This window comes from Paracidovorax oryzae ATCC 19882 (assembly GCF_000687165.1).
Classification (GTDB): domain Bacteria; phylum Pseudomonadota; class Gammaproteobacteria; order Burkholderiales; family Burkholderiaceae_C; genus Paracidovorax; species Paracidovorax oryzae.
In genome coordinates this window covers 30,636-55,912 of the sequence record NZ_JMKU01000001.1, presented here as the reverse complement: position 1 = coordinate 55,912, position 25,277 = coordinate 30,636, and the positions used below count along the sequence as shown (strand labels likewise).

General features: G+C 68.1%; 24 protein-coding genes. 19 read left to right on the top strand and 5 right to left on the bottom strand.

Annotated features, from left to right (window positions below; genetic code table 11):
• The first annotated feature begins 103 nt into the window (after positions 1-103).
• The 9 genes from T336_RS0100245 to T336_RS0100205 all read left to right on the top strand — a co-directional run bounded on the left by T336_RS0100245 (position 104) and on the right by T336_RS0100205 (position 9,275).
• The gene (locus T336_RS0100245) at positions 104-1,057 is read left to right on the top strand and encodes a branched-chain amino acid ABC transporter permease (protein ID WP_019703490.1); all 954 of its coding nucleotides are present in this window, start codon (positions 104-106) and stop codon (positions 1,055-1,057) included.
• A gap of 4 nt (positions 1,058-1,061) precedes the next feature.
• Positions 1,062-2,384, top strand: a complete 1,323-nt coding sequence (locus T336_RS0100240; protein ID WP_019703491.1) for a branched-chain amino acid ABC transporter permease — start codon at positions 1,062-1,064, stop codon at positions 2,382-2,384.
• Positions 2,381-3,175 (top strand): ABC transporter ATP-binding protein, encoded by a 795-nt coding sequence (locus tag T336_RS0100235; protein WP_019703492.1) that lies wholly within the window; start codon positions 2,381-2,383, stop codon positions 3,173-3,175. Before T336_RS0100240 ends, T336_RS0100235 begins: the two co-directional genes overlap by 4 nt.
• Before the next feature lies 1 nt (position 3,176).
• Positions 3,177-3,872 carry an ABC transporter ATP-binding protein gene (locus tag T336_RS0100230; RefSeq protein ID WP_026431066.1) on the top strand — a complete coding sequence of 232 codons (696 nt, stop codon included), beginning with the start codon at positions 3,177-3,179 and terminating at the stop codon, positions 3,870-3,872.
• A gap of 144 nt (positions 3,873-4,016) precedes the next feature.
• Positions 4,017-5,249: a SpoIIE family protein phosphatase gene (locus tag T336_RS0100225; RefSeq protein WP_026431065.1), complete on the top strand. Its 1,233-nt coding sequence runs from the start codon at positions 4,017-4,019 to the stop codon at positions 5,247-5,249.
• 40 nt (positions 5,250-5,289) lie between these two features.
• Positions 5,290-5,850, top strand: coding sequence for a SiaB family protein kinase (locus T336_RS0100220; RefSeq protein WP_013594777.1), 561 nt, complete (start codon positions 5,290-5,292; stop codon positions 5,848-5,850).
• 33 nt (positions 5,851-5,883) lie between these two features.
• Positions 5,884-6,273 (top strand): DUF1987 domain-containing protein, encoded by a 390-nt coding sequence (locus T336_RS0100215; RefSeq protein ID WP_019703496.1) that lies wholly within the window; start codon positions 5,884-5,886, stop codon positions 6,271-6,273.
• Between the two features lie 3 nt (positions 6,274-6,276).
• Positions 6,277-7,029: a GGDEF domain-containing protein gene (locus T336_RS0100210; protein WP_019703497.1), complete on the top strand. Its 753-nt coding sequence runs from the start codon at positions 6,277-6,279 to the stop codon at positions 7,027-7,029.
• Positions 7,026-9,275, top strand: coding sequence for a putative bifunctional diguanylate cyclase/phosphodiesterase (locus tag T336_RS0100205; RefSeq protein WP_035225038.1), 2,250 nt, complete (start codon positions 7,026-7,028; stop codon positions 9,273-9,275). The genes T336_RS0100210 and T336_RS0100205 overlap by 4 nt, the downstream gene beginning before the upstream one ends.
• Here the strand turns inward: T336_RS0100205 and T336_RS0100200 are convergent.
• Positions 9,248-10,534: a glycoside hydrolase family 5 protein gene (locus tag T336_RS0100200; protein ID WP_051647008.1), complete on the bottom strand. Its 1,287-nt coding sequence runs from the start codon at positions 10,532-10,534 to the stop codon at positions 9,248-9,250. The genes T336_RS0100205 and T336_RS0100200 overlap by 28 nt on opposite strands.
• 399 nt (positions 10,535-10,933) lie before the next feature.
• Between T336_RS0100200 and T336_RS0100195 the strand changes: the two genes are divergently transcribed.
• From T336_RS0100195 to T336_RS0100150, 10 genes are all read left to right on the top strand, one after another.
• The gene (locus T336_RS0100195) at positions 10,934-13,033 is read left to right on the top strand and encodes a 3-hydroxyacyl-CoA dehydrogenase NAD-binding domain-containing protein (RefSeq protein WP_026431062.1); all 2,100 of its coding nucleotides are present in this window, start codon (positions 10,934-10,936) and stop codon (positions 13,031-13,033) included.
• 43 nt (positions 13,034-13,076) lie between these two features.
• Complete coding sequence (locus T336_RS0100190; protein WP_019703501.1) at positions 13,077-14,252, top strand: acetyl-CoA C-acyltransferase; 1,176 nt, start codon at positions 13,077-13,079, stop codon at positions 14,250-14,252.
• Positions 14,253-14,259: 7 nt separating this feature from the next.
• A complete protein-coding gene (locus T336_RS0100185; protein WP_237711538.1) occupies positions 14,260-14,721 on the top strand; it encodes a PaaI family thioesterase in 462 nt (153 codons plus the stop codon).
• Between the two features lie 108 nt (positions 14,722-14,829).
• Entirely contained in the window at positions 14,830-16,725 is a 1,896-nt protein-coding gene (locus tag T336_RS0100180; RefSeq protein ID WP_019703502.1) for an acyl-CoA dehydrogenase, read from the top strand.
• Between the two features lie 88 nt (positions 16,726-16,813).
• Positions 16,814-17,605 carry an SDR family oxidoreductase gene (locus tag T336_RS0100175; protein ID WP_019703503.1) on the top strand — a complete coding sequence of 264 codons (792 nt, stop codon included), beginning with the start codon at positions 16,814-16,816 and terminating at the stop codon, positions 17,603-17,605.
• Positions 17,606-17,691: 86 nt separating this feature from the next.
• On the top strand, positions 17,692-18,108 hold the full coding sequence (locus T336_RS0100170) for a PaaI family thioesterase (RefSeq protein WP_026431061.1): 417 nt from the start codon (positions 17,692-17,694) through the stop codon (positions 18,106-18,108).
• 58 nt (positions 18,109-18,166) lie between these two features.
• Positions 18,167-19,183, top strand: coding sequence for an NADP-dependent oxidoreductase (locus T336_RS0100165; protein ID WP_019703505.1), 1,017 nt, complete (start codon positions 18,167-18,169; stop codon positions 19,181-19,183).
• A complete protein-coding gene (locus tag T336_RS0100160) occupies positions 19,183-19,653 on the top strand; it encodes a GNAT family N-acetyltransferase (RefSeq protein WP_019703506.1) in 471 nt (156 codons plus the stop codon). Before T336_RS0100165 ends, T336_RS0100160 begins: the two co-directional genes overlap by 1 nt.
• 34 nt (positions 19,654-19,687) lie before the next feature.
• Positions 19,688-20,644 carry a glutathione S-transferase family protein gene (locus T336_RS0100155; protein WP_019703507.1) on the top strand — a complete coding sequence of 319 codons (957 nt, stop codon included), beginning with the start codon at positions 19,688-19,690 and terminating at the stop codon, positions 20,642-20,644.
• Positions 20,641-21,546 (top strand): SDR family oxidoreductase, encoded by a 906-nt coding sequence (locus T336_RS0100150; protein ID WP_019703508.1) that lies wholly within the window; start codon positions 20,641-20,643, stop codon positions 21,544-21,546. Before T336_RS0100155 ends, T336_RS0100150 begins: the two co-directional genes overlap by 4 nt.
• A 47-nt stretch (positions 21,547-21,593) precedes the next feature.
• Here T336_RS0100150 and T336_RS0100145 read toward each other — a convergent pair whose 3' ends face one another.
• The 4 genes from T336_RS0100145 to yedA form a co-directional block, all read right to left on the bottom strand.
• Complete coding sequence (locus T336_RS0100145) at positions 21,594-22,352, bottom strand: 3-hydroxyacyl-CoA dehydrogenase (protein WP_019703509.1); 759 nt, start codon at positions 22,350-22,352, stop codon at positions 21,594-21,596.
• Between the two features lie 128 nt (positions 22,353-22,480).
• On the bottom strand, positions 22,481-23,533 hold the full coding sequence (locus T336_RS0100140; protein ID WP_026431060.1) for a Fe(3+) ABC transporter substrate-binding protein: 1,053 nt from the start codon (positions 23,531-23,533) through the stop codon (positions 22,481-22,483).
• Between the two features lie 233 nt (positions 23,534-23,766).
• On the bottom strand, positions 23,767-24,072 hold the full coding sequence (locus tag T336_RS0100135; RefSeq protein WP_011795954.1) for an SWIB/MDM2 domain-containing protein: 306 nt from the start codon (positions 24,070-24,072) through the stop codon (positions 23,767-23,769).
• A 223-nt stretch (positions 24,073-24,295) separates the two neighbouring features.
• The gene (yedA, locus tag T336_RS0100130; protein ID WP_026431059.1) at positions 24,296-25,225 is read right to left on the bottom strand and encodes a drug/metabolite exporter YedA; all 930 of its coding nucleotides are present in this window, start codon (positions 25,223-25,225) and stop codon (positions 24,296-24,298) included.
• Positions 25,226-25,277: the final 52 nt, after the last annotated feature.

Here is a 25,277-nt window from a genome sequence, read left to right as displayed (position 1 = left end):
GGGCCTTCGCATCGGACGGGCCCGGAAGACCGCCATTCCGGGTCCGGCCTCCGGCCTTTCCTTCTCCTCCCGCCTTCCCGCAGCGCCTCGCGGCCTGATCCCGATGAACCTCGAGTTTTTCGTCATCTCCCTGCTCAACGGCGTGAGCTACGGGCTCCTGCTGTTCATGCTGAGTTCCGGGCTGACGCTGATCTTCAGCATGATGGGTGTGCTCAATTTCGCGCACACCAGCTTCTACATGCTCGGTGCGTACCTCGCCTATTCGATCTCCGGCGTGGTGGGCTTCTGGCCCGCGCTCTTCATCGCGCCGCTGGTCGTGGGCGCACTGGGCGCGGCCTTCGAGCGCTATGCGCTGCGGCGCGTGCACAAGTTCGGCCACGTGCCGGAACTGCTCGTGACCTTCGGCCTCTCATACCTGATCCTGGAGATCGTGCAGCTCGTCTGGGGCCGCTCCACCGTGCCCTACGGCCTGCCGGCGCAGCTGCAGGGGCCGCTCTTCTCGCTGTACGGCACGCAGTTCCCCAAGTCGCGCTCGTTCGTGATGCTGGTGGCGATGCTCATGCTGGTGGCCGTCTGGCTGGTGCTCACCCGCACGCGCATCGGCCTCGTCATCCAGGCCGCGCTCAAGCAGCCCGAGATGGTGGAGGCGCTCGGCCACAACGTGCCGCGCGTGTTCATGCTGGTGTTCGGTGGCGGCTGCGCGCTGGCCGGGCTGGCCGGCGTGATCGGCGGCAACACCTACGTCACCGAGCCGGCCATGGCGGCATCGGTCGGATCGATCATCTTCGTGGTGGTGGTGGTGGGCGGCATGGGCTCGCTCGCCGGTGCCTTCCTCGCCTCGCTGATCATCGGGCTGGTGCAGACCTTCGCAGTGGCGCTCGACTACTCGCTGGCGAGCGCGCTGCGCTCCTTCGGCATGGCGGTGACGGACCAGACCTTCGGCTACCCCGTGCTCAAGCTCACCATTTCGCAGGTCGCGCCGATCCTGCCTTACCTGTTCCTCGTGCTGATCCTGATCTTCCGCCCGAAGGGCTTGCTCGGAACGCGGGAGGACTGACACCATGGCCATGCATCCATCTTCCGGCGTCTACCGTTTCCGGCCGCTCGACATCGGCCGTGCCGTGGTCTGGGGCGCGTTCGGGCTCGCACTCATCGTGGCACCCAAGGTGTTCACGAGCAGCCTGGCGCTCACCATGCTCGCGCAGATCGGCTACCTCATCATCATCTGCCTTTCCTACAACATCCTGCTGGGGCAGGGCGGCATGCTGAGCTTCGGACACGCCGTCTATACCGGCCTGGGCTCCTTCATGGCCGTGCACGCGATGAACTGGGCGGGCAAGGGTGCGCTGCCCGTCCCGCTCGTGCTGATCCCGCTCGTGGGCGGGCTGGCGGGCATGTTCTTCGCGGTGCTGCTGGGCTTCGTCACCACGAAGAAATCCGGCACCACGTTCGCGATGATCACGCTGGGAATCGGCGAGCTGGTGGCCTCCATGGCGCTGATGTTCCCCGAGGTGTTCGGCGGCGAGGGCGGCATCACGACCGACCGCGTGTATGGCAAGGGGTTCTTCGGCATCACGTTCGGCCCGGCCATCCAGGTGTACTACCTGATCGCCGCCTACTGCTTCGTCTGCACGGCGCTCATGTTCGCCTTCACCTGCACGCCGCTCGGCCGCATGCTGAACGCGGTGCGCGACAACCCGGAGCGCGTGGAGTTCATCGGCTACAACACCCAGCGCGTGCGCTACTACGCCTTCATCATCTCCGGCTTCTTCGCCGGCATCGGCGGCGCGCTGGCGGCGATCAATTTCGAGATCGTCACCGCGGCCGACAGCGTGAGCGTGATGCGCTCGGGCTCCTACCTGCTGTTCACCTTCCTCGGTGGCGCCACCTTCTTCTTCGGGCCCATCATCGGCGCGGTGCTGCTGGTCTTCGCCTCCGTGCTGCTGTCGGAGCTCTCCAAGGCCTGGCTGCTCTACCTGGGACTGGTGTTCCTCTTCATGGTGATGTACGCCCCCGGCGGCATCGCGAGCCTGATCATGATGAACCTGCGCGTCGCGCGCCATGGGCGGCTGAAACCGCTATTGCCAGGCTACCTCGCGCTGGCCTGCTCCGCACTCGTTGCGGTCGCGGGTGCCGCCGCGATGATCGAGATGACCTACCACCTGCAGCTCAACGCGGCGCTCGGGCCGCAGATCGGATTCCTGGGCATGACCCTCGACGCGCGCAGTGCCGCCACCTGGATCGGAGCCGGCCTCGTGTTCGCCGTGGGGCTGGGCCTGTTCGAGGTATGCCGCAGGCGCTTCGCCCGGGCCTGGGGGGCCACGCAGGAGGGCATCGAACGCGACCTGCAGTCGGGCCTCTCCGGCCGGGGAGGCCGCGCATGACGGCCATCCACAACACTTCCGGGGCACCGGCGCTGGAGCTGCGCGACCTGCGCAAGCGCTTCGGCAAGACGGAAATCATCCGCGGCGCCAACCTGTCGGTGCGGGCCGGCGAGCGCGTGGCGATCATCGGCCCGAACGGCGCGGGCAAGTCCACGCTGTTCAACCTGATCAGCGGGCGCTTCGGGCCCACGAGCGGCGAGGTGCTGCTCAACGGGCAGCGCATCGACGGCAGGGCGCCGTACGAGATCAACCGCATGGGACTGTCGCGCAGCTTCCAGATCACCAACATCTTCCCGAAGCTGAGCGTGTTCGAGAACCTGCGCTGCGGCGTGCTCTGGAGCCTGGGCTACCGCTACAGCTTCTGGCGCTTCCTTTCGCGGCTCCACGACGCGAACGCCCGGGCGGAGGAGCTGCTGGGGCAGATCCACCTGGAATCCAAGCGCGACACCCTGGCCATGAACCTGACCTATGCGGAACAGCGCGCGCTGGAGATCGGCATCACCATCGCCGGCGGCGCGAACGTCATCCTGCTGGACGAACCCACGGCAGGCATGAGCAAGAGCGAGACCGCGCGCTTCATCCAGCTGATCCGGGAGGTGACGCAAGGGCGAACGCTGCTCACGGTGGAGCACGACATGGGCGTGGTCTTCGGCCTGGCCGACCGCATCGCGGTGGTGGTGTACGGGGAAGTGATCGCCTTCGACACGCCGGAAGCCGTGCGCGCCAACCCGCGCGTGCAGGAGGCCTACCTGGGATCGGTGATCGCTGCAGAGCAGGCGGAGGGCCACTGAGATGCTGCACATCGACAATCTGCATGCCTACTATGGCAAGAGCCACGTGCTGCACGGCGTGGGCTTCGACGTGGCGCCCGGCGAGATCGTGGCCCTGCTGGGCCGCAACGGCTCGGGCCGCTCCACCACGGCCAAGGCCATCATGGGCCTGGTGCACTGGGAAGGCACGCTGGAGTGGAAGGGGCAGGGGCTCACCGGCCGCAAGCCCTACGAGATCGCGCACCTGGGCCTGGGCTACGTGCCCGAAAGCCGCGACGTGTTTCCCAACCTGACCGTGCACCAGAACCTGCTGCTGGGCCAGAAGGGCCGGGGCAAGGGCAGCCGCTGGGGCTTCGACGACATGTACGAAATGTTCCCGCGCCTCAAGGAGCGCCAGCACACCGAGGCAGGGGTGATGTCCGGCGGCGAGCAGCAGATGCTGACCCTCTGCCGGACGCTCATGGGCGATCCGGACCTCATCATCATCGACGAGCCCACCGAGGGCCTGGCCCCGAAGATCGTCGAACTGGTGGGCGAATACCTGCAAAAGATCCGCGAGCGTGGCGTGTCGGTGCTGCTCATCGAGCAGAAGCTCACCATCGCCATGCGCATCTCCGACCGGGCACTTGTCATGGGCCACGGCAGCATCGTCTTCGACGGCACGCCCGAGGGCCTGCGCGCGGACACGGCGGTGCGCAAGGAGTGGCTGGAAGTGTGAGCCCGGCCCCGCCGGCATCGCCGCCAGCGGGAAACGGTCGTGTCATTCAGGACTGTCATTCCGGCGCGGCGGGTCAGATAGTTGTCATCAAACGGAAATGTTTCGTCATTAACATTTTTTGACATCATTTCCGGCGCCGCAGGCATGTCCGAATCCCGTGCGTATCTGACCGAATTCCGCCCCCGTTTCCGTCCCCCGAGCGCCGCGGATCTCTGCACCCCGGTGCCCAGCATGACCGCCGGGCAGACCAATGAGGAGGTCATGGAGGTGTTCAGCCGCCACCGGGATCTCGCCGCGCTGCCCGTGGTGGAGGGCGAGCGGCCCATCGGCCTCATCAACCGCAACATCTTCCTCTCGCAGATGAGCAAGCAGTTCCGCATGGAACTGTATGGCCGCAAGAGCTGCATTGCCTTCATGGACAAGGAGCCCCTCGTCGTGGATGCGTCGATGGACATCGACACGCTCACCCGCCGCACGGTGGAATACGGCGAGAAAGCCCTGTCCGACGGTTTCATCATCACGCGCGAGGGCGCGTTCGCCGGCGTGGGCAACGGCCTGCAGCTGATGCGCGTGGTCGCGGACCTGCAGGCGTCGCGCAACCGGCAGATCATGCACAGCATCGAGTACGCCAGCGTGATACAGCAATCCACGCTGCGCACCTCCCGGGAGACGCTGGCGCGCGCCTGTCCGCAGGCCGACCTGGTCTGGGAGCCGCGCGACGTGGTCGGCGGCGACTTCTACCAGTTCTGCCTGGCGGGCGGCGGCTGGTTCGGCGCCGTGGCGGATTGCACCGGGCACGGCGTGCCCGGCGCCTTCATGACGCTCATCGCCTCCACCAGCCTGGGCCAGGCGATCGAGCGGCACGGGCCGCGCGACCCGGCCTGCCTGCTGGGCAGCGTGAACCAGAGCATCAAGCAGGTGTTGGGGCAGGTGGACGGCAAGGACGAGACACCGGGTTCCGACGACGGCATGGACGCTGCCTTTTTCTGGTATGAACCCACGGCCGAGCGGCTGGTGTTCGCCGGTGCCCGGCTCTCGCTCCATGTGCTCAGGCCCGGCGCCGATGCAGTGGAAACCACCGATGGCCAGCGCAAGGGCGTGGGCTACGTGGACAGCGGGATGGACTACGCATGGCAGAACCAGGTCCTGCACCTGCCGGCAGGCAGCCTGGTGTTCATCGCCACGGACGGGCTGACCGACCAGGTGGGCGGCCCGCGCGCCATCGCGCTGGGCAAGCGCCGTGTCCGCGAGCTTCTGCTGGGCCACCGGGACGCCCGCCCGGAAGACGTCAACCGCGCCGTGCGCGAGGCCCTGCATCAATGGCAGGGCGAACACGGCCGCCGCGACGACGTGACGTTCCTGAGTTTCCGCACCTGAAGCCGGCCGCCATCCACGACTCCCGCACCAAGGCCTTCCCATGATTTCCAGCAAATACGGCCCCTTCTTCAGCGTGGCCCGCGAGCACCAGGTCATTTTCTACTACGTGGGCTACTTCTCCCAGCACATCGTGGCTGCCATGGCGGACGCCGTGAAGCTGCAGCTGGAGGTGGCCGGCATCGCCGGGCCGACGCGGCGCAAGCTGTTCTCGTCCTTCATCGAGATGGCGCAGAACATCATCCACTATTCCTCCGACTCCCTGACGCCGCCCAGCCAGACGGAAGGGGAGCTGCGCCATGGCTCGGTCTGCATCCGCCGCGAGGCCGATGGCCGGTTCCTCCTGCTGTGCGCGAACCCCATCGAGGCAGCCGCGGCCGACGAGCTGCGCGCCAAGCTCGAACAGCTGTGCAGCATGACGCTCGACGAGATCAAGCAGGCCTACCGCCAGACCCTGCGCGAGGAAACGCCCTCGGGCAGCAAGGGGGCGGGGATGGGATTCCTGACCGTCGCCCGCGACGCGAGCGCGCCGCTGGAATTCGACTTCGAAGCCGCCCAGGGCGCGGCAGGCACGCCGGTCTTCTATCTGAAGGCCGCGATCTGAAGTCGCGGCGGCAGCCCCCAAGCAGAGAACACCATGGACAATCTTTACATCGCACCGACCCCCAGCTCCCCCGAGGTGGACTTCCAGTTCGACAAGCACACCCTCCACCTGCGCGGCGAGTCCTATCCCGAGAACGCCGCGGCGTTCTACGGCGACGTCATCGCGCGCCTGCGGGAATACCTGTCGCAGCAGCGGGAGCAGCGCATCGAAGTGCACATCGCGCTGGCCTACTTCAACAGCTCCAGCACGAAGATGCTGTTCAACCTCATCGACGCGCTGAACGACGCGGCGGAAGAGGGCAACCCCATCGCGCTGCACTGGTACTACGACGAAGAAGACGACACCATCCTCGAATTCGGCCAGGAACTGAGCGACGACTTTCCCGACCTTGAATTCACCAGCCATCCGGTGATGCCGTCCTGAGCCATGGACACCATGGCCACGCCCCCCGATCTCTTCGAGTCCGAAAACCGCGCGCTGCTCGCCGCCCGCGCTGCCTACGAGGCATGCCATGCGCCCGCGCACGCAGAGGATTGCCGGCAGGCGCTGGGCGGGCTGCTCGCCGCCTATGAACGGCTCCTGCGCGAAACACGCCGGCTCGTGCGGCGCAGCGACCGTGCCGAACTGGAAATGAACCAGCTCAACCAGCAGCTGACGGAACTGGCCGAGCAACTGCACTACCGGGCCACCCACGATCCGCTCACCGGCGTGCTCAACCGCGCGGCCATCATCGAGCAGGTCAACGGCCAGTTCGAGGCCGGCAGCGTCGCGCTCATCGTGCTGGACATCGACCACTTCAAGAAGGTGAACGACAGCTTCGGCCATCCCGTCGGGGACCGGGTCATCCGCGGGGTGGTGGACTGCCTCAAGAGCGTGGTGCCCGGATCGGCGCAGATCGGCCGTGTCGGCGGGGAAGAGTTCACGGTGCTGCTGCCCGACGAGCACGGGCAGGCATGCGAGCGCGTAGCCGAGGCGGCACGCGAAGCCATCGAGGGCTTCGACTTCGGCCTGCCGGACGGCAGCCGCGTCACCGCCAGTTTCGGCGTGAGCTGGCTGCCCGGCGGCTGCGTGTTCGACGATGCCTACGGGCTCGCCGACGAGGCGCTCTACGGCGCCAAGCGCGCTGGCCGCAACCGCGTCGTGTGCGCGGATCCGGCGACGCACGCGCCGGGCCCATGAGCATCCAGATCGGGATGGACAGCCTCGTCGCAGAGCCCGACTGCCCACCGCTCACGGCGCCATGCCCGGACCCGGCGTGGCAGGTGCTGGTCGTGGACTGCGACCCCGGCATGCATGGCATGGTGCGCGGGGCGTTCGAAGGCCTGGAACTGCTGGGCCGTCCACTCGCCTCCCTGCACGCGTCCACCCGGGCGCAGGCGTGCGCGATGCTGATCGCAGGTTCCGGCATCGCGGTGGTGCTGCTCGGCGCCCTCGCGGACGGAGACGCCGGCGATGGCGAAATGCTGGACTTCATCCGCCACACGGCCGGCCTGGGCGATACCCGCATCGTGCTGTGCACGGCGCAATCGGGCCAGGCGCCGGACCAGGACACGCTGCTGCGCTACGACATCAACGACTTCCGCGCGAAGGCCGAGCTCGCGCAGGGGCGGCTGCTGCCCGTGGTCCTCGCTGCCATCCGCTCCTATGATCAGCGCTGCTCCATCGAGGCCAGCCGCCGCAGCCTGGAGCTCATCGTGCGGTCCAGCGCGGCGCTGCTGGAGCAGCCCGACCTCCAGGCATTCGCCGCGGGCGTCATCACCCAGCTCGACGCCCTGCTGGACGGCGCGGCGCGGGGCATGGTGTGCATGCTGCACGGTGCCTCGGCCGACAGCTGCCGGGTGGTGGCCGCGACGGATGCTTTCGCCGCGTTCTCCGGCCGCGCCCTGGACACGCTGCCCGACAACCGCTGCCGGCAGCTGCTGGCCCGGGCGCTCAAGTTCTGCCAGAACATCCATGGAGAAGAGGGCGGCATCGCCCTGTACTTCGGCGACCGCAGCGAGCGCGGCATGGCCGTCTTCGTGGACACGCCCTATCCGCACAGCGCGCTCGACCGCCAGTTGCTGGATGTCTTTTCCATCAACATGCGGACCCTGCTGCTCAACCGCGACCTGCTGGACCGCCTGCGCCGATTCGCCTACTACGACCCGCTGGTCCGCTTGCCCAACCGCGCCCACTTCGTCGAAAAGGTGGATGACTGCGTGCGGCGCGGCGGGGCGCAGGACCACATCCTCGCGCTGATCGATATCGACGATTTCAGCGCGGCGAACGATGTGATGGGCCACACCTTCGGCGACCGGCTGCTGGAGGCCGCGGCCCGGCGCCTGGCCGATGCGCTGCCTCCGGGCGTGCTCCTGGCGCGCGTGGGCTCGGACACCTTCGGCGTGCTGGGCGAGGCCCGGCACGTGGCGCTGCCGCAATTGCTGCAGTGCATGCAGCCGCCGCCGGTCGTGGACGGCGTGCCGCAGAAAGTGTCGCTCACCTGCGGATACGTGCACCTGCCCTCGGGCGCCCAGGCCGGCGCAGACCTCGTCAAGGACGCCACCATTGCCCTGAAACGGGCCAAGCGCGACCACCGCGGCCAGCACCTGCAATACCTCGAACACATGGGCCGCGAGGCACGGGACCGGGCGATGCTGCTGTCGGACCTGCGCGCGGCCATCGACGAGGCGCAGCTGTTCCTGGTCTACCAGCCGCAGCTGCACCTGGGCACGGGCGCCCTCGTGGGGATGGAAGCCCTGCTGCGCTGGCGCCTGCCCGACGGGCGGTTCGTCTCCCCGGACGATTTCATTCCGATCGCCGAACATTCGGGCCTCATCGCGCCACTCGGGCAGTGGGTGCTGTCCACCGCCTGCCAGAGCCTGAGCGACCTGGCCCGCGAAGGCCTGGCGCCCCCGCATATTTCGGTGAACGTGTCAGTGGTCCAGCTGCAGGACCCGGCATTCCCCGACGCCGTGCGGGCGGCGCTGGCCGCCAGCGGCCTGCGCGGCAGCCAGCTGGAGCTGGAAATCACGGAGTCCGTCGCGGTGGTGCCCACCCAGCTGCTGCAGTCCACGCTGGCCTCGCTGCGCGCCCATGGCGTCAGCATCGCCATCGACGATTTCGGCACCGGCTACTCGTCCCTGAGCTACCTGGAGCGGCTGCCGCTGGACCGCATCAAGATCGACCGCAGCTTCGTGCGGCGGCCCACCGGGGCACAGGGCGCGCGCATCGCCGAAATGATCGTGCGGCTCGGGCACCAGCTCGGGCTGCGCGTGATGGCCGAGGGCATCGAGGACGCGGCCACCTGGGAGTCGCTGCTGCGCATGGGGTGCGACGAGGGGCAGGGCTACCACATCGCCGTGCCCATGGACCTGCCGCAACTGCGGACCTGGCTCGCGGCACGGCCCGCGGCGAGGGGTCAGTTCGAGCGCAGCGGCGGCAAATAGGTTGCCAGGCGTTCCTTGAAGAAGGGCTGCACCGCCGCGATGTTGCCCTTGACCGCGATGGTGTCCGCGCCGGTGTCCCGGCTCATCCCCAGCGAGTCTCCATCCGGCCAGCCCGGGCCGAAGCACCATTGCGTGCTGGGCACGTTGCTCCGCTGCAGGAGCTGCAGCATGCGCCGTGTCGCCACCTCGGCGCTCGCGTTGTTCTCCGGATAGCCGTGCTCGCCCAGGAAGCCGCGCTTGCCGTTGTCCTGCAGCCATTGCAGGAAATTCGCCACCATCTTCTCGCCGGTGTCCGGGGCCACGGTTTCCTGCGGGTTCTTCCAGGCACCGCCACCCTGTCCGTTGCTGTCCAGGTAGTTGTGGGCCTCGTACACGATAAGTCCGTACGGGTCGGGGATGGTCGCCAGGTCGTTCGAGTATTTCACCCATTCGCGGGCCGTGGCGAATTCGTTGCCGCAGATGAAGACGAAATGCTTGCGGTCGTAGTCGAAGACGCGCGCGGCCGTGCGCGTCGCGGTGCGCTGCCAGAGCGCCCGCATGTCCAGCGCGCTGCCATTGGCGGTCGTCTCCTTGCCGGTATAGGGCTCGTTCATCAGGCCCCAGCCGAAGATCGCCGGGTGGTCGCGGAACCGCTGCACGAGGCGCAGCCACAGGTCCGGCAGGCCGTCCTCGGTGTAGAGCTTGCAGCCCTGCGTGCCGATCACGCGGTATTCATAGAGCTTGAGCAACTGGTCGCGGCCGTCGAAGTAGGCGACGTACTCGAAGTTGCCCTTGGCGTAGGTGCCGTTCCAGACCGACGGCGCTGCCGGATCCGGCACGGCCCGGCCGTCCGGCCCCACGAGCTGGCCCCCCTGGATGCGGTAGCCCTGCAGCGCGGCCACCCGCGTCGGCAGGCGCATGTAGTCGTGCAGTTCCAGGATCGCGCGCTTGCCCTGGGCGGCCAGCCGGTCCAGCACGTCGCTCACTTCCTTCACGTAGGCCGCATTCAGCGGCAGGCCCTGGCCGGTACTGAAGCGCTGCGCCGTGGTCGGCAGGCGGAACAGCGGGCAGTCTCCGGCCGCGGCGATGTGCTTGTCCGAGATGTCCCGGTAGTGCGTTCCGATCTGAGCGTTCTCCACGAAACTGTTCGAGCCCAGGCCCGACAAATTCATGCCCGCCAGTGGCAGCGACCCGGTGGCGGCGTGTCCTGCCGACCAGCCGGCCGTGGCGGCCCAGGCGGCGGCACCCAGCCCGCCCTGGAGCACGGAGCGGCGAGGCATGTCTGCAGCGGATGCCGCGGATGGATCCTGCCGGGAAACCCGGCGTGGTGGAATGGCCATGGAAAAACCTTTCAATGGAGGGTGGACGGGAGACGGGGCAGCGCGCCTGAGCGGCCGTGCGGCATTGGCAGGGCGCGGCCGGCGCGCCCCGTGGGGCAAGGCGCGAGACGGCCCCTGGTGGAGGTCCTCCGCGCGAACGCCACCTTAGCGGCGGACCTGCGGCACGGCTGTAACTGCCTGTTGGCCGTGGCCTTTGCGCCACCGGTGCGCGCGGCGCGCCGTCCCTCCCGGCCAGGCTTTCTGTCCCAGCCGGGACAACCCTGGCTGGCATCCTCGTCCGGACTCTCTAGAATCAAAAAGCACGACCGTTCTTTTCCATACCAAACCAAGGGACAAGCAATGACCGCTGAATACCAAGTCCACGGCGATGTAGCCGTGATCACCCTGGCCAACCCGCCCGTGAACGGGCTGGGCCATGCCACGCGCAAGGGCATCACCGACGGGCTGGCCCGTGCGAATGCCGATGCGGCCGTGAAGGCCATCGTCGTCACGGGGGCCGGCGGCGCGTTCTCCGGCGGCGCGGACATCAAGGAATTCGGCACGGACAAGGCCATGCAGGAGCCCAACCTGCACTCGGTGATCCGCGCGGTCGAAGGCTCGGCCAAGCCCGTCGTGGCTGCCATCCACACCGTGTGCATGGGCGGCGGCCTGGAGTTGGCCCTCGGCTGCCACTACCGCATCGCCGCGCCCGGCTGCAGCATGGCGCTGCCCGAAGTGAAGCTGGGCCTGCTGCCGGGCGCGGGCGGCACCCAGCGCCTGCCGCGCGTCGTCGGCGTGGAGGCTGCGCTCAACATGATCGTGAGTGGTGAGCCCGTGAAGAGCGAGCTGATCGGCGGCATGCCCGGCCAGAAGCTGTTCGACAAGATGGCCGCCTCGGCCGAATCGCTCGCCGAAGAGGCCCTGGCCTTCGCGCGCAGCGTGGCCGACGCGCGCCCGCTGCCGCTGGTGCGCAACCTGCCGGCCAAGCACCCGCAGGGCGATGCCTACTTCCAGTTCGCCCGCAACATGGTCAAGGGCATGGCGAAGAACTTCCCCGCGCCGCTCAAGTGCGTGGACGCCGTGGAAGCCGCCACCAAGCGCAAGTTCGAGGACGGCCTCGCCTACGAGCGCGAGCTGTTCGTCAACCTGATGTGGACGCCCGAATCCCGCGCGCTGCGCCACCTGTTCCTGGCCGAGCGCGCCGCGAGCAAGATCCCCGACGTGCCGTCGGATACCCCGAAGCGCGAGATCCGCAAGGTGGGCGTGATCGGCGCCGGCACCATGGGCGGCGGCATCAGCATGAACTTCCTGAACGCGGGCATTCCCGTCACCATCCTGGAGACCAAGCAGGAAGCGCTGGACCGGGGCCTCGCCACCATCCGCAAGAACTACGAGGCGCAGGTCGCCAAGGGCAAGCTCAAGCAGGACAAGTACGAGCAGCGCATGGCCCTGCTCACCCCCACGCTGAGCTATGACGACCTGAAGGATGTGGACCTCGTCATCGAGGCCGTGTTCGAAGAGATGGGCGTCAAGGAAACCGTGTTCAAGAAGCTCGACGAGGTCGCCAGGCCCGGCGCCATCCTGGCTTCCAACACCTCCACGCTCGACGTGGACCAGATCGCCGCCTTCACGAAACGCCCGCAGGACGTGGTCGGCATGCACTTCTTCAGCCCCGCCAACGTGATGAAGCTGCTGGAGGTGGTGCGCGGCAAGGAAACCGCCAAGGACGTGCTCGCCACCGTGATGGCGCTCGCCAAGAAGATCAAGAAGACGGCCGTGGTCTCGGGCGTCTGCGACGGCTTCATCGGCAACCGCATGATCGAGCGCTACAGCCAGCAGGCCGGCTTCCTGCTGGACGAAGGCGCCACGCCCCAGCAGGTGGACAAGGCCATCGAGAAGTTCGGCTTCGCGATGGGCCCGTTCCGCATGGGCGACCTCGCCGGCAACGACATCGGCTGGGCGATCCGCAAGCGCCGCGCCGTCGAGCGTCCGGACATGAAGTACAGCCGCACGGCCGACAAGCTCTGCGAACTGGGCCGCTACGGCCAGAAAACGGGCGCCGGCTGGTACGACTACAAGCCGGGCAAGCGCGACGCCATCCCGAGCGACCTGGTGAACAAGATGATCGAGGACCACCGCAAGGAACTCGGCATTACCCCGCGCAAGATCAGCGACGAGGAGATCGTGCAGCGCCTGGTCTATGCCCTGGTGAACGAGGGCGCGAAGATCCTGGAAGAGGGCATCGCGAGCAAGTCCGGCGACATCGACATGGTGTACCTCACGGGCTACGGCTTCCCCATCCACCGCGGCGGCCCGATGCACTACGCGAGCGAAGTGGGCCTCTTCAACGTCGCGCAGTCGATGCAGCGCTTCGCGCAGAACCCGCTGGACGATGCCGCCGCGTGGGAGCCCGCGCCGCTGCTCTCCCGCCTCGCCGCCGAGGGCAAGGCCTTCGCCTGACCCGCGCCGTCCGCATGTTTGCAAAGAACCAGGGAATCCGCACATGACCTCCGCAGTGATCGTTTCCACCGCCCGCACGCCGCTCGCCAAGAGCTGGAAGGGCTCCTTCAACATGACCCACGGCGCCACGCTCGGCGGCCATGCCGTGCAGCACGCCGTCCAGCGCGCGGGCATCGACGGCGCAGAAGTCGACGACGTCATCATGGGCTGCGCCAACCCCGAAGGCGCTACCGGCGCCAACATCGCGCGCCAGATCGCGCTGCGTGCCGGCCTGCCCGTCACCACCTCGGGCATGACGGTCAACCGCTTCTGCTCCTCGGGCCTGCAGACCATCGCGATGGCCGCGCAGCGCGTGATCGCGGGCGAGGCCGACGTATTCGTCGCCGGCGGCGTGGAGAGCATCTCCTGCGTGCAGCAGGAAATGAACACGCACATGCTGCGCGACCTCGAACTCGCCAAGGCCAAGCCCGAGATCTACTGGAGCATGCTGGAGACCGCCGAACAGGTCGCCAAGCGCTACCACATCGGCCGCGACGCCATGGACGAATACGGCGCCGCCAGCCAGCAGAAGGCCTGTGCCGCGCAGGCCGCCGGCAAGTTCGACGACGAGATCGCGCCCATCACCGTCACGGCAGGCGTGGCCGACAAGACCCTCGGCCTGATCACGAAGCAGGTCACGGTGAGCAAGGACGAAGGCACGCGCGAAGGCACGACCAAGGAAGGCATCGCCGGCATCAAGCCCGCGCTGCCGGGCGGCGTGATCTCTGCCGGCAACGCGAGCCAGTTCTCCGATGGCGCCGGTGCCTGCGTGATCACGAGCGAAGACTATGCGAGCCGCAAGGGCCTCAAGCCCCTGGGCCGTTTCCTCGGCTTCGCCGTGGCAGGCTGCGAGCCCGACGAGATGGGCATCGGCCCCGTCTTCGCCGTGCCCAAGGTACTCAAGAAGCTGGGTCTGACGGTGCAGGACATCGACCTGTGGGAGCTGAACGAAGCCTTCGCCGTGCAAGTGCTGTACTGCCGCGACAAGCTCGGCATCCCGGCGGACCGCCTGAACGTGAACGGCGGCGCCATCGCCCTGGGCCATCCCTACGGCGTGAGCGGCCAGCGCCTCACGGGCCATGCGCTCATCGAAGGCCGCCGTCGTGGTGCCAAGCGCGTCTGCGTCACGATGTGCATCGGCGGCGGCATGGGTGCCGCCGGCGTGTTCGAAGTGTTCTGAGCGCGCCATGTCCAGGAGCCCGGAGGAGGCGGCCATGCCGCGCAGCGATGCCGAATGGCTCGCCCATGGACGCGACGTGCTGGCCCGGCAGCCCTTCAGCCAGTTGCTGGGGGCCGAGCTGGCCGCCTTCTCGCCGTCGCGCTGTGAACTGCGCCTGCCCGTCACGCCGCAGCTGCTTCAGCAGCACGGCTTCGTGCACGGCGGCGTGGTGAGCTACCTGGCCGACAACGCGCTCACCTATGCGGGTGGCGCGGCGCTGCAGGTCCCCGTGGTCACCTCCGAGCTCAAGGTCAACTACCTGCGGCCGGCCCGCGGCGACTGGCTGGTCGCACGGGCGGAAACGCTGCACTGCGGGCGGACCCAGGCCGTGTGCCGGTGCGAGGTCTATGCGGTCGCGGATGGGGTGGAGAAGCTCTGTGCCGCGGCGCAAGGCACCATCGCGGCGCTGCCCTCCCGGCCCGGCGGCTGATCCTTCGCTTCCCGCGCCGCGCCGGCGGGTCCGGCACGGCGTCCCACCTTCGTTCCCCGGCCGCCCGGCCCGCGTGCGGGCCCGGCCTTTCCCTGCGGAAATGCGTCCATGCCATTGCGTTCCACCCTCGACTTCCTGCTCCACGACTGGCTCGATGCCGCCGCGCTCACGCAGCGGGAGCGATTCGCCGACCATTCCCGTGAAACCTTCGATGCCGTGCTGGATACCTGCGAACGCATCGCCCGCGAGAAATACGCCCCGTTCAACCGCCTCGTGGACACCGAAGAGCCGCGCATGGAAGACGGGCGCGTCGTGCTGCCCCGCGCCACGCACGAGGCCCGCAAGGCCTACGCCGAATCCGGCATGCTGAGCGCCGCCCAGGATTACGCCATCGGCGGCATGCAGCTGCCCTACACCCTGGAGTCCGCGGCCAACAGTTTCTTCGCGGAAGCGTCGATCAGCATCGGCTCCAACCTGCTCACCGTCGGCAACGCCAACCTGCTCATGGTGCACGGCACCGGGGCGCAGCGTGAAGTCTTCGCGCTCAACGAATTCAACGGGCGCTGGTCCGGCACCATGTGCCTCTCCGAGCCCCAGGCAGGCTCCTCGCTCTCCGACATCGCCACGCGCGCCGTGCCCGACGGGGACGATTTCGAGTCCGACCCGCTCGGCCCCCGCTACCGCCTGGCCGGCAACAAGATGTGGATTTCCTCCGGCGACCACGAGATGACCGAGAACATCGTCCACCTCGTGCTGGCCAAGATCCCCGGGCCGGACGGCCGCCCGGTGCCCGGCGTGAAGGGTATTTCGCTCTTCATCGTGCCCAAGCACCTGGTGGACACCTCCGGGCAGCTCACCGGCGAGCGCAACGACGTGGCCCTGGCAGGCCTCAACCACAAGCTCGGCTGGCGCGGCACCACCAACACGCTGCTCAATTTCGGGGAAGGCACGTACCCCGTCCGGGCAGGGCAGGGGGCAGGCGGGCTGGACGGCCGCGGCGCAGGCGCCATCGGCTACCGGGTGGGCGGGCCGGGCGACGGCCTGAAGTGCATGTTCCACATGATGAACGAGGCACGCATCGGCATCGGCATGGCCGCCACCATGCTCGGCCTGGCCGGCTACCGCGCCAGCCTGCAGTACGCCAGGGACCGCACCCAGGGCCGGCCGATCGTGCCGCGCTCTGCAGGGGGCGACGGCAAGGCCGGCAAGGACGCCTCGGCACCCCCCGTGCGCCTCATCGAGCACGCCGACATCCGGCGCATGCTCCTGGCGCAGAAGAGCTATGGCGAAGGTGCCCTGGCCCTCAACCTCTACTGCGCTCGCCTCGTGGACGAGCAGCACACCGGCAGCCCCGAAGCCGCCGACGAAGCGCGCCTCCTGCTGGAAGTGCTCACGCCCATCGCCAAGAGCTGGCCCAGCGAATGGTGCCTGGAGGCCAACTCCCTGGCCATCCAGATCCACGGCGGCTACGGCTACACGCGCGACTTCCCGGTGGAGCAGTACTGGCGGGACAACCGCCTCAACATGATCCACGAAGGCACCCACGGCATCCAGGCGATGGACCTGCTGGGCCGCAAGGTGGTCATGGAGGGCGGCCGCGGCCTGCAACTGCTGGCGGGCCGCGTGAACGCCACCATCCAGCGCGCCATGGAGCGGCCCGAACTCGCCGCACATGCCAATGAGCTGGCCCGCGCGCTGTCCGAAGTCGGCGCCGCCACCAAGGCGGCCTGGGCCACGGGCGAGCCCGCCGAAGCGCTGGCCAACGCCGTGCCCTACATGCAGGCGGCCGGGCACATGGTGCTGGCGTGGATATGGCTGGACATCGCGGTCGCCGTGCTCGCCCGTGCTGCGGCATCTGCGCCATCCCTGGCGGCCGATGACGCGGGCCGGCTGGGCGCCATGCGGTATTTCTTCCGCTACGAGCTACCCAAGATCGGCGCCTGGCTGAACGTCGTCCGCACCCGCGACATGACGTGCGCCGAGATGCCCGAGGACGCGTTCTGACCCGATCGCGCAGGCGACAAGCCACCGCGTTTGTGCCCCCCACAATGCCCGCAAACCCCAACCCGGATACCCATAAGGAGACCAACCCATGACCCGCACGGTCCAGCAACTTTTCGATCTTTCCGGCAAGACCGCCCTCGTCACCGGCGGCTCGCGCGGCCTCGGGCTGCAGCTGGCCCAGGCGCTGGGCGAGGCGGGAGCGAAGATCATGCTGACGTCCCGCAAGGCGGCCGACCTGGAGGAATCCGCAGCCACGCTGCAGGCCGCCGGCATCGACGCGCGCTGGATCGCCGCGGACTGCGGGCAGGAGGCCGACATCCAGCGCCTCGCGCAGGAAACGCTGCAGCGCATGGGCGATATCGACATCCTCGTCAACAACGCGGGGGCCAGCTGGGGCGCTCCTGCCGAGGACCATCCCACGGCGGCGTGGGACAAGGTCATGAACCTCAACGTGCGCGGCTACTTCCTGCTGTCGCAAGCCATCGCCAAGCACAGCATGATCCCGCGCCGCAGCGGCCGCATCATCAACGTGGCCTCCATCGCCGGCCTGGGCGGCAACCCCATCCAGATGAAGACCATCGCCTACAACACCTCCAAGGGTGCCGTGATCAACTTCACGCGTGCGCTGGCGGCGGAGTGGGGCGTGCACGGCATCAACGTGAATGCCATCTGCCCGGGGTTCTTCAAGACCAAGATGGCCTCGGTGCTCATCGAAACCCTGGGCGAGCAGAAGATGGCCGAGCACGCGCCATTGCGCCGGCTGGGCGACGAGGAAGACCTCAAGGGCCTGTGCCTGCTCTACGCCTCGGATGCCGGCAAGCACATCACCGGGCAGTGGATGGCCGTCGATGGCGGCGTCAGCGTGGTGACCGGAGGCTGAAGCCGCACCGCTTGCAGCGCACCGCCGCCCGCCGGCCGCGTTCGCTATGCTGGCAGCTTCCCCCTGACCCTGATGGAGTATTCCCCGTGTTGAGCTTCGGCGCCGAAATTCCCTTTGTCAGCCACCTCGGATTCACCCTGCACCATATGCAGGGCGGAGAATCCGAGTTGCACTACACCGCGCAGCCGGACCATCTGAATTCCTTCGGCGTCACCCACGGCGGCGCCACCATGACCCTGATGGATGTCGCCATGGCCACGGCGGCCCGCAGCGACGTGCCGTCAGACATCGGCGTGGTCACCATCGAGATGAAGACCAGTTTCATGCAGGCGGCCCGCGGGCCGCTGGTGGCGCGGGGCAGGCTCCTGCACCGCACGACCGCGCTCGCGTTCACGGAAGCCAGCATCTACGACGCCGAAGGCCGCCTCTGCAGCCATGCCACCGGCACCTTCAAGTACATGAAGCGGCCCGCACAGCCCGCAGCATCGGTGCCCACCGACTGACCCGTCATCCACGCCGTTTCCCACGTCCATCCGTTCCCCGAATACAAGGAGATACCCCATGCCACGCAACCAGCAGATCCTCCTGGACAACCGCCCGCAGGGCGAAGCCACCACCGGCAACTTCAAGCTCGTCGCCACCGACACGCCCGCGCTGCAGGACGGCCAGGTGCTCGTGCGCCACCATTACCTGAGCCTGGACCCGTACATGCGCGGCCGCATGAACGACAGCAAGAGCTACGCCGCATCCCAGCCCCTGGGCGAAGTCATGATCGGCGGCACCGTCGGCGAAGTGGCGGAAAGCCGCCACCCCAAGTTCGCCGTGGGCGACAAGGTCGTCGGCATGGGCGGCTGGCAGGAGTGGAGCGTGGTGGACGGCAATGCGCCCGGCATGCTGCGCAAGGTGGACACCACCCACGTGCCGCTGTCGCACTACCTCGGCGCGGTGGGCATGCCCGGCGTGACTGCCTGGTACGGCCTCGTGAAGATCATCGAGCCCAAGGCCGGCGAGACCATGGTGGTCAGCGCGGCCTCGGGCGCCGTGGGCAGCGCGTTCGGTGCCCTCGCCAAGGCACGCGGCTGCCGAGTGGTGGGCATCGCCGGCGGCCCCGACAAGTGCCGCTACGTGACCGAGGAACTGGGCTTCGATGCCTGCATCGACCACCGCGAGCACGGCGACCTCAAGAGCATGTCCCAGGCCCTGAAGCAGGCCTGCCCACAGGGCATCGACGGCTACTTCGAAAACGTCGGCGGCTACATCCTCGACGCCGTGCTGCTGCGCGCCAACGCCTTCGCGCGCGTGGCCGTTTGCGGGCTGATCGCCGGCTATGACGGCCAGCCCCTGCCACTGCAGAACCCAGCCCTCATCCTCATCAACCGCATGAAAGTGCAAGGCTTCATCGTCAGCGAGCACATGGAGATCTGGCCCGAGGCCCTCAAGGAACTGGGCGGGCTGGTCGGCGCCGGCAAGCTGCGTCCGCGCGAGACCATTGCGGAGGGTATCGCCGCCGCGCCGGAAGCCTTCCTGGGCCTGCTCAAGGGCAAGAACTTCGGCAAGCAGCTGGTCAAGCTGGTCTGATGGCCGCGTCCCTGCTCTGGCACTGGTCCCGCTTCGACGATCTCGGCGTGCATGCGCTGCACGACGCGCTCGCCCTGCGCTGCCGCGTTTTCATCCTGGAGCAGGGCCCCTACCAGGACCCCGACGAAGCCGACAAATGCGCCTGGCACCTGCTCGGGCGTGACGCTGCAGGGCGCCTGCAGGCCTACCTGCGCGTGGTCGATCCCGGGGTGAAGTACGCCGAGCCGGCCATCGGCCGCGTGGTCACGGCGCCCGAGGCCCGCGGCACGGGGGCCGGCCGCATGATCGTGCACGAAGGCCTCGCGCGCTGCGCGGCCGCATGGCCGGGCAGGGCCGTGCGCATCAGCGCGCAGGCCCACCTGCAGCGCTTCTATGGCGAGGCCGGTTTCACCACTGTCTCGCCCGAGTACCTGGAGGACGGCATCCCCCACGCCGAGATGCTGTGGACACCGACCTCCGCTCCGGCGTAACCTGCGCCTGCCCGGAAACCCACCAGGAGAAGCCATGGCCCCGTCCCTGCCCGAACCCATCCTGCACCACTATCCCTCGTCGCCGTTCTCGGAAAAGATCCGGCTCGCCCTCGGCTTCAAGCAACTGGCCTGGAAGTCGGTGCTCGTTCCGAGCATCGCGCCCAAGCCCGACGTGGTGGCGCTCACGGGCGGATACCGCCGCACGCCGTTCCTGCAGGTCGGCGCCGACATCTATTGCGACACGGCCCTCATCTGCGACGTGCTGGAACACCTGCAGCCCGAGCCTGTGCTGTATCCCCTGGCCCTCAAGGGCGTGTCGCGCGTGTTCGCCCAATGGTCGGACACCACGCTGTTCTGGGCCGCCATGGCCTACAACCTCCAGCCCCGGGGCGCGGCCGAGCTGTTCGCCAACCTGCCACCCTCGGCCGCGCAGGCCTTCGGTGCCGACCGCAAGGCCATGAGCGCCGGCATGAACCGCCTGCGCCCGCAGGACGCCTCGGCCGCCTACCGCTCCTACCTGCGGCGCATCGCACACATGGTCGAGGAGCATGACTACCTCTTCGGCGCCGAGCCCTGCGTGGCCGATTTCGCCGCCTATCACCCGCTGTGGTTCACCCGGCAGTGCGTCCCGGTGATGGCCGACATCTTCAAGGCTACCCCTGCCGTGCTGGAATGGATGGACCGCATCGCCGCCATCGGCCATGGTCGCATGGAGAAATTCAGCGCCCAGGATGCCATCACGGTGGCTGCCGGGGCCGAGCCGCTGCCGCTCCTGGACGACGTCTTCCAGGACGAGCACGGCATACCGCTGGGCGCGCACGTGTCGATCGCCGCTGAGAGCTTCGGCACCGAACCGACCGAAGGCCGCCTCGTCGCCGCCACCCGCACGCGCTACACGCTGGCACGCACCGATCCGCGCGCGGGCACGCTCCACGTGCATTTCCCGCGCATCGGCTACACGCTTACTTCCACGGAGACAACCACACCATGATCGAAGACTTCCAGGGCAAGACCGCCGTGCTCACCGGCGCGGGATCGGGATTCGGCCTCGAATGCGCCCGCATCGGCGCGCGGCGCGGCATGCGCCTCGTGCTGGTCGATGTGCAGCAGGACGCGCTGGACCAGGCCGAGGCCGAACTCCGGGCGGCCGGTGCCGACGTGCTGGCCAGGCGGGTGGATGTCTCCGACGCCGCGCAGATGGAGCGCCTCGCGTCCGACGTCCGGGAGCGTTTCGGTGCACCGCATTTCGTCTTCAACAATGCCGGCGTGGGGGCTGGGGGTCTGGTCTGGGAGAACACCGTCGCCGACTGGAACTGGGTGCTCGGCGTGAACCTGATGGGGGTGGTGCATGGCGTGCGCCTCTTCACCCCCATGATGCTCGATGCCGCACGGCACGACCCGGCCTGGCGCGGCCACATCGTCAACACCGCCAGCATGGCCGGACTGCTCACGCCCCCGAACATGGGCATCTACAACGTGAGCAAACATGCCGTGGTGAGCCTCACCGAAACCCTGTACCAGGATTTGGCGCTGGTCACGGACCAGATCAGCGCCAGCGTGCTCTGCCCGTACTTCGTGCCCACCGGCATAGGCCGCAGCGAACGCAACCGGCCGGATGCGGTGACCGCGCCCCCCACGCGCAGCCAGCTCATCGGCCAGGCCATGACGGACAAGGCCGTGGGCAGCGGCAAGGTCACGGCCGCCGAGGTGGCGCAGATGGTGTTCGACGGCATCTCCGCCAACCGCTTCTACCTCTTCAGCCACCCCCAGGCGCTCGGCAACGTGCAAAGCCGCATGGAAAGCATCGTGGGCATCCGCAATCCGCCGGACCCGTTCCTGGAGCGCCCCGACATCGGCCAGCGCCTGCGCGAGCAACTGCGCGCGTCGGCCTGACTCCCGCGCCCTGTCCCGTCCTGGCGGCTGCCTCCAGCCCGGCCCCTTCAGCGCGGCGCGAGGCGGATGGCACCGTCGAGCCGGATCACCTCGCCATTGAGCATGTCGTTCTCGAAGATGTGGCGGGCCAGCCGGGCATAGTCTTCCGGCGTACCGAGGCGGCTCGGGAAGGGCACGCCCGCCGCCAGCGCGTCCTGCACTTCCTGCGGCATGCCGAACAGCATCGGCGTGCCGAAGATGCCGGGCGCGATCGTCATGTTGCGGATGCCGTTGCGCGCCAGGTCGCGCGCGATGGGCAGCGTCATCCCCACGATGCCGCCCTTGGAGGCGGAATAGGCCGCCTGGCCGATCTGGCCGTCGTAGGCTGCCACGCTGGCCGTGGAAATCAGCACGCCGCGCTCGCCGGTGGACTCGGGCTCGTTGCGGGACATGGCCTCGGCCGCGAGGCGGATCATGTTGAAGCTGCCGATCAGGTTCACCGTCACCGTCTTGGCGAACAGCGCCAGGCCATGGGCGCCATTCTTGCCCACCGTCTTCTCGGCGGGGGCGATGCCGGCGCAGTTGACCAGTCCCATCAGCTTGCCCTGCGCCACGGCCTGTGCAACAACTGCCTGGCCGTCGGCCTCGCTCGTCACATCGCAGCGCACGAAAGTGCCGCCGATATCGCGCGCCACGGCTTCGCCCTTGTCCGCCTGCATGTCCGCGATGACCACGCGACCGCCCGCGGCGGCGAGCATGCGTGCCGTGCCTTCGCCCAGGCCCGACGCGCCGCCCGTGACGATGAATACCTTGCCCTGGATCTCCATGGAACTGTCTCCTTGATGGTTTGACGTTGACGTAAACGTCAATTATGAACCAGGAAACCGGCATGCCACACGCACGAAAGCCCGGCAGGCCGGGCTTTCGTGGGAAGAGGGGTGGCGCAGACCGAGGCTTATTTGAAACCCACCCGGTCCAGCATCTGCTGCACCTTGGGCATGTGCTCGCCCACGGCGCTGATCGGGATCGTCTCGCTCTTGAACGGCTGGCCGCCGGTCATCGCGCGCAGCGCGGGATTCTCGGACACCACGCCCTTGGCCGCCGGCCACTCGTTGTTGCCGTTCGCGAAGTAGTTCTGGGCCGTGGGGCTGGCCAGGTACTCGAGGAACTTGACCGCATTGGCCTGGTTCTTCGAATACCGTGCCACGGCGCCGCCCGCGATGTTCATGTGCGTGCCCCACGACTGCTGGTTGGGAAACACCACCGCCACCTTGCTGGCCACGTCCTTGTCCTCGGGCTTGTCCGACCGCATGATGCGGGCCAGGTAATAGCTGTTGGTGACGGCGATGTCGCATTCGCCCGCCGCCACGGCGCGGATCTGGTCGGTGTCACCACCCTTGGGGGGACGCGCCAGGTTGGCGACCACGCCCTTGAGCCAGGCTTCGGCCTTCTGCTCGCCCAGATGCTCCGTCACCGCACCAAACAGGCTCAGGTTGTAGGGGTGCGAGCCCGAGCGGATGCAGATCTTGCCCTTGTTCTTCGGGTCGCCCAGCTCTTCGTAGGTGTCCACGTCGTCCTTGTTCACCTTCGCCTTGTTGTAGACGATGACGCGTGCGCGGGTGGAAAGGCCGAACCAGGCGATGCCGCCATCGGCAGCGGGGCGGGCGCGCAGGTTCGCGGGAATGGCGTCTTCCAGTGCCTTGGACTTGATCGGCAGGAAGAGGCCGTCCGCCTCGCCGCGATAGAGGCGGGCCGCGTCCACCAGCAGGATCACGTCGGCCGGGGATGCCGAGCCTTCGGCCTTCAGGCGCGCCATGATCCCCGCGTCATCGGCATCCACCCGGTTGACCTTGATGCCGGTGGCCTGCGTGAATCCGCTGTAGAGCGCCTCGTCCGTTGCGTAATGGCGGGCCGAGTACAGGTTCACGACCTGTTCCTGGGCGAGCGCGGTGCCGGCGACGGCCAGCAGGCTGGCGGATGCGATGAGGCTCAGGATGCGGTTGCGCATGCGGTGGTTCTCTCTTTCTAGGTAGTCGGTGGAGGATGGTTCCGAAAGAGCGGGGATGATATGGCAGACGCGAATCATTCGCGATAAAGACCGGCGCCAGCCCATGGCATTGCGCGGCGGCCCTGGCATCCACGGCCATCACGCGGGCAAAGAAAAAGCCGGCAGGGCCGGCTTTATCTCGGGGTGGCGGCCGGAAACCGGCTGCCTTCGGCCCCGCATGGGGCCGGGGCACGTCACTTCACGTGCTTGCCGATCAGGCCGGCCATCTCGAACATGGAGACCTGCGGCTTGCCGAACACTTCCTTCAGCTTCGCGTCGGCGTTGATCATGCGCTTGTTGGCGGCGTCCTGCAGGTTGTTGGCCTTGATGTAGGCCCACAGCTTGCTGATGATCTCCGTGCGGGGCAGCGGGTCGGAGCCGACCACGGCGGCCAGCGCCGGGCTGGGCGTCAGGGCCTTCATGAAGGCGGCGTTGGGCGTGCGCTTCTTGGCGGGCGCCGCGGCCTTGTCGGCAGCCGGAGCTTTCTTTGCAGTTGCCATGTTGGTTTTTCCTTGTTGGGAGTGAAATAGCGGTGACCCAGCGAAAACCTGCTGTTCACTGGTTCGGCGAATGCTAATGGCAAAAAAACGCCTTTCCAAGGGAAGCGCGCGTTTTTTTGCCTCCAGTTGTTGCGACCCGACCATCGAAAGCGGCGTACGTTTCGAGGTGCGGAAAATCAAGCCCTGCGATACGTCCTCCGAGGCCGGTGGCCCCGACCGGCTCCTAACGGTTCCGTGTGCGGCGCTGGCCCAGCAGGATCATTCCCACGGCGAGCAGGATCACCGCACTGGCCCATCCCTCGCGGGCGGACATCGTTTCTCCAGCCACCGCGCTGCCCAGGGCGAGCGCCACCGCAGGGTTCACGAAGGCATAGCTGGACGCCAGCGCCGGGCTGGCATGGGCGAGCAGGTACAGGTATGCGCTGAAGGCGACCAGGGAGCCGAACACCACCAGATAAAGCCAGGCGGCCAGCGCGGCGGTGCCGGGCGGCCAGGCGGGGCGCTCTCCCAGGACGAAGGAAACCGCCATGAGAACGGCCCCGCCGCACAGCATCTCGCTGGCGAAACCCATCGGTCCGGGTGCCAGGGGCAGCCGCGTGGTGGAGAGCACCGAGCCGAGCGACCAGCAGGCCGTGGCCGCCAATGCACACACTACGCTGGCCGGGGCCGCGGAGAAACTCTCGCCCCGCATCAGCAGCGCCACTCCCAGCGCGCCGAGGCACACCCCTGCCAACTCCCAGGCCCCCGGGCGGCGCCCCCAGAACAGGCCCCAGCCGGTGACCATCAGCGGCACGGAGGCGACGCAGGTGGCGATCAGCCCCGAACCCACGTGCAGGCTGGCCGTGGCGATGAGGCCCATCCCGGCCCCGAGCATGAGGCTGCCCACGATGAACGCATTGCGCCATTGCCGGGCCGAGGGGAGCAGGGCGGCGACTCCTGCCCTGCGGCCCCGCCAGGCCATGAACAGCGCCAGCAGCGCGCCCGCCAGCAGGAACCGGGAGCCCATCTGGAAGAAGGGGGGAAAGCTCTCCAGTGCCAACCGGATCGCCAGGTAGGTGGAGCCCCATACCAGGTAGCAGCACAGCAGGGCCAGCACGGTGCCCGCCGGGATGCGGGACACGGGGGAAAGCGTCGGAGCGGTAGTGGTCGGCATGGCCTCTATCCTATGAAAGCTGCCGAGCAGGCAACAGGGCCATTCAAAGGTT